This is a genomic window from candidate division WOR-3 bacterium (assembly GCA_039804025.1).
GTDB lineage: Bacteria > Hydrothermota > Hydrothermia > Hydrothermales > JAJRUZ01 > JBCNVI01.
Map to the genome: position 1 here is coordinate 69,900 of JBDRZP010000009.1, position 9,116 is coordinate 79,015.

Genomic DNA, 9,116 nt, shown 5'->3' on the forward strand with positions numbered 1-9,116 from the left:
AACCCTCATTATCTTCCTTTCCATAAAATAATTCTGCTTCTATTAACAGAAAAGGGAAATGGAGAGGGAGTTTCCACTATACCACCCGTTCCCATCTGAACAAAGACCTTTTCTCCCTCACTCCCAACATATACTGTAGGCTCTGCTGGCATTCCAGGACCTGTTGAAATTGCTGGTAAATTCTCACCACCTGGACCTTCTCCAAAAATGGGTTTATAATAAGCTGTTCCTGTTAAATAATAAAGAGCATAAAGAAAACCTTCGCCTCCTGCTTTACAGGGTCTAAATTCTGGCTTATAAGTTGTAAAAAGAACAGAACCACCTATAAGGGCTGAACTTGTAATGCATCTTTCTCCTCCATAAAGTTCTCTATACCAGCCTTTGTAAGTTTGAGTAGTAAGTCTTTCGAGCTGATTAAAGGAAATAATTGAACCACCTATTTTTACTGTATCTTCATTGAAAACCTTAACATTTGTGACATTATAAAGATCATTAAGATTATATGCTACTCCTTCATCTCTAACACCTACAAGATATTGGGTTCTAAGATAATCAGCATCATCCGCTGTATAAAACCTTCCAGTTCCAAAATAAACCCAAATTCTTCCTTGTTTATCAAGACCAAAGGAAGGTGAAGAAACAATTGGTTCTCCTGCATCAAAAATAAGTTTTAGTCTCCAGTTTTCGGGGTCTGGATCATCGTATGTTTCTATCTTATAGAGTTTTCCACCATAAGTCAAATTGGATGGATTTTCAAGTATATTTGTTCCAAAATATATAGCCTCAACATTAAAATCAAGGTCATAATCAACTGTTACAATATCTCCACAGAAAGAATTTGCATCTGGAATATTAAATGTTTTTACTACTTCTCCAGTTGAGTAATCAAGAATATAAACATTTGCTTTCTTATAAGAATTCGCATCTGAAAGGTTAGTCGGGCCTGAACCAATTACAAGAAACCAACTATCCCCCACCTTACAGGTTGCAGGGAAAGAAGTTGTAAAAGATGAATCGGGAAGTCTTTTCTCCCATAAAACTGTTATATTCCTTGGATCTGTAACATCAACAAGGAAATATGCAGAGGAATAAAAGTTTATTCCCTCATAAGGACTTCCACCAAACCTCATACCCCCTATAGTTACTGTTCCCCATCCTTGGGGATGTTGGGAGCTGGGCTCAAATATCTTCACATCTGTGGGGTAGGGCTTTAAATCAACATAATAAACATGACAGTAATCATCCCTTGGAAGCCATTTAAGATGAGGTAAAAGATTGAAAGGAATATATGCAAAAACTTCTTTTCCAATAATTACTCCATCAGGATCCACACGCAGTGGTTCAACAGGATTACGAGTATCAATCAATTTACCTGAATGAAAAGCATGAAACATTCCATCATTTGCTCCCACATAAACATTAACCCTTCTATCTTTATAAGCATCATAAAAAGTCTTATAACTTGCGTCTCCATATATAAGGTCATACCTTTCAGCGGGTGAACCAACAACAAGAGGAGTTGAGAAAATTATATCACCAAGTTTCCAAACTCTTCCATCAGGTATAGTCCTACTTCTTAAATTCGGGAAATCTTCACCCCTTACATATCTTATAAGTGTATCGGCAAAATTAATTCTTGTTGCAGGAAGTTCTAAAAAGGGTAAAATTTTTAATTTATTACTGGTATTAAACTCAATGTATTCACCTATATCGATAACCTCATTTTTGTTTAAATCTACAAAAGTCCATATGTTTCTTTCTGAAGGAGAGCTATTAAGTAGTCTTTCAGAACCATCCCAGAGAGACTTGAGTTCCTCCACAGGGACCCTCTCAACCTCAGCAAGTGAATCACCGTTACCAAATACATCTCTAAATCTAACCAAAAATGTTTGATTTAAGTTTGGATCAAAATAAAAAGTAATAACATAATCATTGAAAAGATTGAGTTTTGCATTTTTATCATTATCTTCCCTTAAAAAACCAAACCTATCCACAAAAAGCGTCCTTAATACACCTGTCCAGCTTATATCAATATTTCCAAAGAATCTTTTCGGATAATATGATGCAAAAGCAGCTATACCTTCTGCTTTTGAGGTCTGAGTAATAATTGATACTGCTGTTCCTGAAGCGACTCTTGCCATTATCTCATAAATTATATTTTTTATAGCCTGTTCAAGTTCAGAACCACTTTCTGCCTCATAATAATTATCAGGCACTCCATCGTTATCCTCATCATACTCTTCCGGGTCAGGAACCAAATCACCATCTTTATCCTGAAATCCTCCATCTTTCGCAATCTCTTTGAACAACTCTGCACCCGTTCCAAAGGCAAAAAGTGAAAAAAACTCTATATTATTAAACCCCTCTATATCAGGCCTTACATCACTTATATGTGCAAAATAGGCATAATCGTCTGCAGGATGAGTAGCCCACCAATTCCCCCTCCAATCCTGTATACACTTGAAATCACAAGCATTATTATCACCATCATAATCATTTAGGTCTCTTCCAAAAGGACCCGAAAAATCAAAGTGAGAATCAGACCTTATTTCTTGGTCACTATTTGATTCCCCATCACCTATTATTATAACAAAATTCTTTCTGCAGGGAATTTGAACAAGAGAACTACCCTGTCCAGAATACATAGGGTCCCACTTTGTACCCCTTTGATGCCAGATATATAAGTTCCAGTGAGGTCTTACATAAGAAATGTAATGGATTGCTTCCAGGATAGCATTACCATCAGGTGTCCCCCCTTCAGGAACTATATTGTTTATTGCATTAAGAAATGGTTCCATATCAGGGCTTTCCTCTGTCTCATAAAACTCTATAGGCAAATCCCATATATATGTGGAAAAAAAGAATAAACCGAATCTCGGGATTTCCTTACCCTGATCCCAGTTTCCATCAAGATCTTTATCTGCTATCTGTCTTATAACTCCACACTTCTCCTCCTTAGGAACTCCACTAACATTAACTCTACACTGATATGTTTTAATTGTTACCCATCTATTGGATTGGTATCTCTCAACATAAAATTCTGATGGTTTATTGCTCATATAAATTGGTTTTGAAAATCTGTATGTGTTACCCATCACTGTGAATGAAGGAGTTGGCCAGCCACTTTCGCTCGGCAGGTCGCTTCCGTCTCCGAGACCAATAAGTGTGTGCTTATCAATCGCTTGTGTTGGTTCTCCGGCTCCACCTGTTAAAGCCTTTTTAGCAACATCAATTCTTGACATAACTGCCCAGTTAAGTATGTTTCCATGGTATCGATCTGCACTTGGATTAAAGTTTGTTGTATTAAATGAGCGATCGGTTGAATATCCAACTGCATAAAATTTCTGAGAAATATACTGATAAATTGAATCAGGGTGAAAGTAGCCATAATATCGATAATTGGGGTCATAACCACCTCGAGGTATTGGACCTGCACCATCAGGATCAAGTGTATGTGCTGCTCTCCACCTCATTGAGCCTGTTACATCAAGAACAATTAACACATTTGGCTTTTCGACAATTGAAACACCCGGAGGGGAAGCACAGGGCATCTCTTGCCCATTTAAATTAAAAGATAAAAAAAACAAAAACAAAATTAATCTTTTCATCAATCACCTCCTTTTACACCAATTGGTACCATTCTTAAAGCTTCAAGACCCATATTTGCTCCAGAGGGATGTCTTGCATTGGAGGCAATAAGGAAAATCTGACCAATCGCACCACCGGATTCCGAATAACCAAGACCAAGATAAGCAGCAGCAAATCTTAAGTTAAAACCAGAACGAGCATAAGCGGTCACGGCTTCTGGAGCTATTTCTACCCTATATGAACCTAATAAAATCTCAATTGGATTAAGATTTGGTTCCGTGCCATCAAGGAATTTTCTAATCCTAAAACTTCCTCTTTCAATTCCGCCCTCTGCTGCTTCAAGAGCTGAAGCAAATCTTTCTTCCCCACCTGTTACAAAAAGAGCCCTTGAAGCAATAAAAAGAGCTGTCCCTATTAAAATTGTCAACAGGGCAGCCATAAGGATTGTTGTTATTAAAGCAATCCCCCTCTTCATAAAAACCTCCTTTTATAAATTCAAATTTCTGGGGAATACAACCCCTTGTAAAATAATCCTGTCAAATCTACGATCAAAAGGTGTTAAATTAATAACCCTGTTTTCTACCTCGATATGATTCCTCCCGTAATCAAACCCAGGTATGCCTCTTGTCCTTACAATAAGGGTAACCCTTATAGCAAATTTATTTCCAAAAATTAAATCATTGTTTACTCCGGTTAAATCATTTACCCATTCATTTACATCTATTTCTCCATCAGGAGCTCCATTAAGCCCATCAATTCCATATGCAAACTGAATATCCTCAACATTTTCAAGAAAAGGAACATTGTTTCTCCATAATACCCCATTTGCATCCAGAAAATATCTTACTCCGTTATTAAGAAGGATAGGATTATTCACACCTATAAGAATTGTGCCCCTTAAGTATGATACATTATTAGCAAGAAAAAGTGTAAGGGTTGAGTCAGAATTAAAAACCACACTATCAACCATTACACCCTGCAAAGAAGGAACAAGTTCTCTTGATTCAGGATTTATACCATAAACATATTGCCCTTTTTTGATGTTCCTTACTGTATCTCGACCAAACCAAGAGTTAGTAGTTATAATATTTGCCGGTACCGGTTGAGTATTCAGGGCTATATTAAATCCTGTAGTTTGAAGCTCATACCCAAGGGCAAGTCCAAAAATTGTAATCTCATCAGGAGCATCTGATCCCCCGTCCACTGCATTGATTATATTATTTGTAGGACTAAGTCCAAACCCCGCCATCATTAAATCCCATTTTAAAACTTCAAAGGCAACCTGGGCATCTGTTTGTAAGGAAGAAACATTCTGAACCTGAATCGTCTTTCTGTGCTGGGTTACAAAAACTGCAATCACAGCAGTCATAACTATACTGAAAATTAACATACTTACAAGTAATTCAATAAGTGTAAACCCCTTTTTCATCACAAGCCCTCCCTATAATAAGAAGTCTGTGAAGAGATAAAAAATCTTCTATCTCTCCAGAATACAAAAACTCTTATATCAAGAATTTCTGTATCAACAGGATCCGGCTCAATGTTCCATAAAACTTCATAAACCATCCCAGAATTGTCAGATAATGTATCTATGTGATCCGGATTAGTTATATTATCAAGACCATTACCTGGAAATGTATTCTGAAGGAAGGGATGATCAGGATTTAAATTCCTTAGATTATCCATAAAAGTTGACATAATCTGTCTTGCCCTTATTCTCTGACTGTTTATAATATTTGCATGCAATCCAAAGAAGATTGAATTTAAAAGACCAACAAAAAGTATGCCAAAAATTGTTATAGCAGCAAGAAGCTCTATAAGCGTAAAACCTTTTTTAATACCAGTTTCCATTTCCCCACCTCCATAGTTTTATTCTCCCTGATGAGGAAACACCAACAGCAAAGTCCCTTCTACCATCAGTAAGATAAAATGAGCCTGAAAATGCTCCTCCCTTTCTATCAAAAACTAAAAAATTTCTATCATAAGTTACGCCATCCTCACTGAAACAAATTCCATCAGATTCAATGATAGAAGCAGCATCAGGGGTACCTTGTGTAGCATTAGTTGAACCCAACCTAAGCCTTTCTAAATTTACCAAAAAGAATTCTCTCGGTTGATCCCCCATAAAAGTTAAAATAAACCTTCTTCCAACCACACTTACCATAACAGGAGTTTGATTTGAAATAGCCGCCTCCCTTCCGGTTTTTATAACACTTAAAAGACGTTCGGCTTCACCTTCAGCAGAAACTCTGCCGATATCTGCAAGAGAAAAAACACCTATACCCACAAGAATACCAAAAATAAGTATAACCACAAGAACTTCAATAAGAGTAAACCCCCTTTTAGGGGCTACATCAAATTTTATTTCCTTCACCCTTTCCATAATTCAACCTCCATTTTTTAAATAAGCAAAAACTGTTCCATATTAAAAAACAAAAAAAATTGTTTATTTTTTTAAAATGTGTTTCCTTTTGGTAACATATTTTTTTATAATTATATGTTAATGAAAATAAAACTGATAAACTATTTAAATATTTTTTCTCTTTTGCTATTCATAACAGGTATATTGCCCTTTTTAATTTCTGGAATAGAATTTTTGAATTATAAAAATAGATTTAATGAGTTTATAAATAGAGAAGAAAAAGAAATAATGGAATTTATAAGTGGAATTAAAAGGTGTCTTCCTTATTATATTGAATTTGTCATCTCCTACTCCAAGGAATTAAAATTTATTTATAAAAAAGAGGAGATAATTTTAGAACCGGATATAAAGAATTTAATTAATAGAAAGGAAAAAGTTTTCATTTACAAAAATAAATTTTACTTTAATAACCCTGAATATAAATTTTTAGTGAGATATGAGAAAATAGTTCCATTTTATCCTGAACTCAAAAATTCTATATTGAAGACTTTTTTTTCCTTTTTATTTTCATTTACATTTATTCTTCTTTTAATTTTGACACATAGAGTTTTAAGAGGACTTATTCTATGGACAGAGGAAAAGGGCAAAACCATTTCTGATTTCCTTTCAGAAATTCTTGATTACAGGTTTTTAAGGGAGTTTAAAGAAAAAGAAGAAAAGAAGAAATTTCTTGAAATTGCTGAAATAATCACACTTTTGTCCCACGAAATAAAAAATTCATTACAATCTCTTTTAACATATATGAAGCTTATAAAAATAGAAGACAAAATTTATAAAAATATTTATAAAGAGCTTAACGAACTCCAGGAAATTTTAATAGATTATGAGGAATATTTTGTTAAAGGAAAAGAACCTGCATTTGAGGAAGTTTATATATCAGAAATTATTGAAGAAGCCCTAAATGACATTAATATGGAAGGAAAAATCAAAGTCGAAAAAGAAATAGAGGATTTCAAAATCACAGGGAACCGGTTGCTGCTAAAAAAAGCAATAATCAATATAATAAAAAATTCTATTGAAGCCATTGAAAATGAAGGTATTATAAAAATAAAAGTAAAGAAAAACAGAATTATAATTGAGGATACCGGGGAAGGAATGGATAAAGAGGTTTTAAAAAGGGCAACAGAACCATTTTTCACTACAAAATCAAGAGGTCTTGGACTCGGTTTATCATTTGTAAAAAAAATAACAGAACTCCACAAATATAAATTAAAAATTGAAAGCGAAAAAGGAAAAGGAACAAAAGTAATAATTGAAATATGATAAAAAAAATCTATATTCTTGATGATAATTATACATTCACAAAATCAATTGAAAAATTCCTTATTGATAAGAATTTTGACGCAAAGGGATTTACAAATGAAAATGAATTCATAAATTTTATCTCTAAAGAAAAACCTGATGTTATCTTGCTTGACATAAAACTTAAAGAAAAAGACGGCCTTATTATTCTTGACGAAATAAGGAAAAAATTTGAAGATGTGTATATAATAATTGTAACTGCCTATGGATCAATTGAAAATGCAGTTAAAGCAATAAAAAAGGGAGCATATTACTATCTTTCAAAACCATTTGACCCTGAAGAAGTTTTAATACTAATAGAGAAGATTGAAGAAGAGATAAAAAACAAGGAAGTTTTAAAGGCAATAAGTGGAGAAGAAATAGAAATAATAGGTAAAAATGAAAAATTCTTAAAAGCTCTTGAACTTGCTAAAAAAGTTGCTGGCGAAGATGTAGCAGTTCTTTTAACAGGTGAATCAGGAACAGGTAAAGAGGTTTTTGCAAGATTCATCCATTTAAATTCTAAAAGAAAAGAAGGCCCCTTTATACCAATCAATTGTGCTGCAATTCCCAAAGAACTTCTTGAGAACGAGCTTTTTGGTTCTGAAAAAGGAGCATTTACTGGTTCATATAAAACAAAAATAGGAAAATTTGAACTTGCTGATGGAGGAACCCTATTTCTTGATGAAATTGCTGAAATGCCTCTTGAACTTCAACCAAAACTTTTAAGGGCAATAGAATATAAAGAAATTGAAAGACTCGGTGGATTAAAACCAATTAAAGTTAACACAAGAATAATTGCAGCAACTAACAGGAATTTAAAAGAACTTGTTGAAAAGGGTTTATTTAGAGAAGACCTTTATTATAGATTGTCTGTATTTCCAATTCATCTTCCACCTTTAAGAGAAAGAAAAGAGGATATAATTTTAATATCTGAAAATTTCTTAAAAAAAATGGAAAGAAAATATGGAAAAAAACTAAAGCTAAATGAGGAAAGTAAAAAAATTTTAATCACTTATGATTTTCCTGGTAACATAAGAGAACTTGAAAATATACTGGAAAGAGCAGCAATTTTAACTGAAGATGGCATAATAAAAAGAGAACATTTAATGATTGAAAAAATTGAAGAGAAAGAAGAAGAAATAAAAATTCAAAATTTAAAAGATATAATTGAAAGGGAAATTGAAAAAAAGGAAAAAGAAATAATTGAAAATACATTGAAAATTACAAAAGGGAATATTTCAAAGACAGCAGAAATTCTCGGTATTTCAAGAAAATCACTTTATGAAAAATTAAAGAAATATAAGATAAATTACTGATAATTAAAAAGTATTAGAGTAAAAAAAATAAAAGAAATAATTAAAAAGAAGAGTGTATAAGGAACCAATTCCTGCACTTTTACCCTTGTTATTCCCAAAATAGGTAAAGCCCAGAAAGGTTGAACCATATTTGTCCATTCATCACCATAAGCAATTGCCATTATAATCTTTGAAAAGGGAACACCAAGAACTTTTGCTGCCTCTATCATCACAGGACCCTGAACAGCCCACTGCCCTCCTCCTGAAGGAATAAATAAATTAACTATTCCTGCTGAAATAAATGTATAAAAGGGGAAATTCTTTTGATTAGAAAAGGAAATAAAAAAACTTGAAAAAACATTTATAAGACCTGAATACTTCATCATACCCATAATTCCAGCATAAAAGGGGAACTGGATTATTATACCTGTTGATGCTTTTACTGAATTAATACAGGCTTTTAAATAAGAATGAGGTGAAAAATGTAAAAAGAGGCCAGCAAAAAGAAATATAAAATTCAAAGTATT

The 9,116-nt window shown here is 33.4% G+C and carries 8 protein-coding genes; 2 read left to right on the top strand and 6 right to left on the bottom strand.

The features are described 5' to 3' along the window. Window positions 1-8 precede the first annotated feature (8 nt). Genes ABIN73_04760 through ABIN73_04780 form a run of 5 tightly spaced genes read right to left on the bottom strand, consistent with a single transcriptional unit; the run spans window position 9 to window position 5,971 of the window. Window positions 9-3,608 carry a PilC/PilY family type IV pilus protein gene (locus tag ABIN73_04760; protein MEO0269034.1) on the bottom strand — a complete coding sequence of 1,200 codons (3,600 nt, stop codon included), beginning with the start codon at window positions 3,606-3,608 and terminating at the stop codon, window positions 9-11. Further along, window positions 3,608-4,063 carry a hypothetical protein gene (locus tag ABIN73_04765; protein MEO0269035.1) on the bottom strand — a complete coding sequence of 152 codons (456 nt, stop codon included), beginning with the start codon at window positions 4,061-4,063 and terminating at the stop codon, window positions 3,608-3,610. Before ABIN73_04765 ends, ABIN73_04760 begins: the two co-directional genes overlap by 1 nt. Window positions 4,064-4,075: 12 nt before the next feature. After that, window positions 4,076-5,017 carry a prepilin-type N-terminal cleavage/methylation domain-containing protein gene (locus tag ABIN73_04770; protein ID MEO0269036.1) on the bottom strand — a complete coding sequence of 314 codons (942 nt, stop codon included), beginning with the start codon at window positions 5,015-5,017 and terminating at the stop codon, window positions 4,076-4,078. Next, entirely contained in the window at window positions 5,017-5,439 is a 423-nt protein-coding gene (locus tag ABIN73_04775) for a type II secretion system protein (GenBank protein MEO0269037.1), read from the bottom strand. The genes ABIN73_04770 and ABIN73_04775 overlap by 1 nt, the downstream gene beginning before the upstream one ends. Beyond that, complete coding sequence (locus tag ABIN73_04780; GenBank protein ID MEO0269038.1) at window positions 5,423-5,971, bottom strand: prepilin-type N-terminal cleavage/methylation domain-containing protein; 549 nt, start codon at window positions 5,969-5,971, stop codon at window positions 5,423-5,425. The genes ABIN73_04775 and ABIN73_04780 overlap by 17 nt, the downstream gene beginning before the upstream one ends. Before the next feature lie 120 nt (window positions 5,972-6,091). On the opposite strand from ABIN73_04780, the gene ABIN73_04785 reads away from it, so the two are divergent. Together ABIN73_04785 and ABIN73_04790 are read left to right on the top strand one after the other, a co-directional pair. Beyond that, entirely contained in the window at window positions 6,092-7,273 is a 1,182-nt protein-coding gene (locus tag ABIN73_04785; protein MEO0269039.1) for an ATP-binding protein, read from the top strand. Beyond that, window positions 7,270-8,610 carry a sigma-54 dependent transcriptional regulator gene (locus ABIN73_04790; protein ID MEO0269040.1) on the top strand — a complete coding sequence of 447 codons (1,341 nt, stop codon included), beginning with the start codon at window positions 7,270-7,272 and terminating at the stop codon, window positions 8,608-8,610. Before ABIN73_04785 ends, ABIN73_04790 begins: the two co-directional genes overlap by 4 nt. Here ABIN73_04790 and ABIN73_04795 read toward each other — a convergent pair. After that, a partial coding sequence (locus tag ABIN73_04795; GenBank protein ID MEO0269041.1) for a TIGR00366 family protein occupies window positions 8,604-9,116 on the bottom strand: 513 nt, incomplete at its 5' end. The two genes, ABIN73_04790 and ABIN73_04795, sit on opposite strands and share 7 nt — an antisense overlap.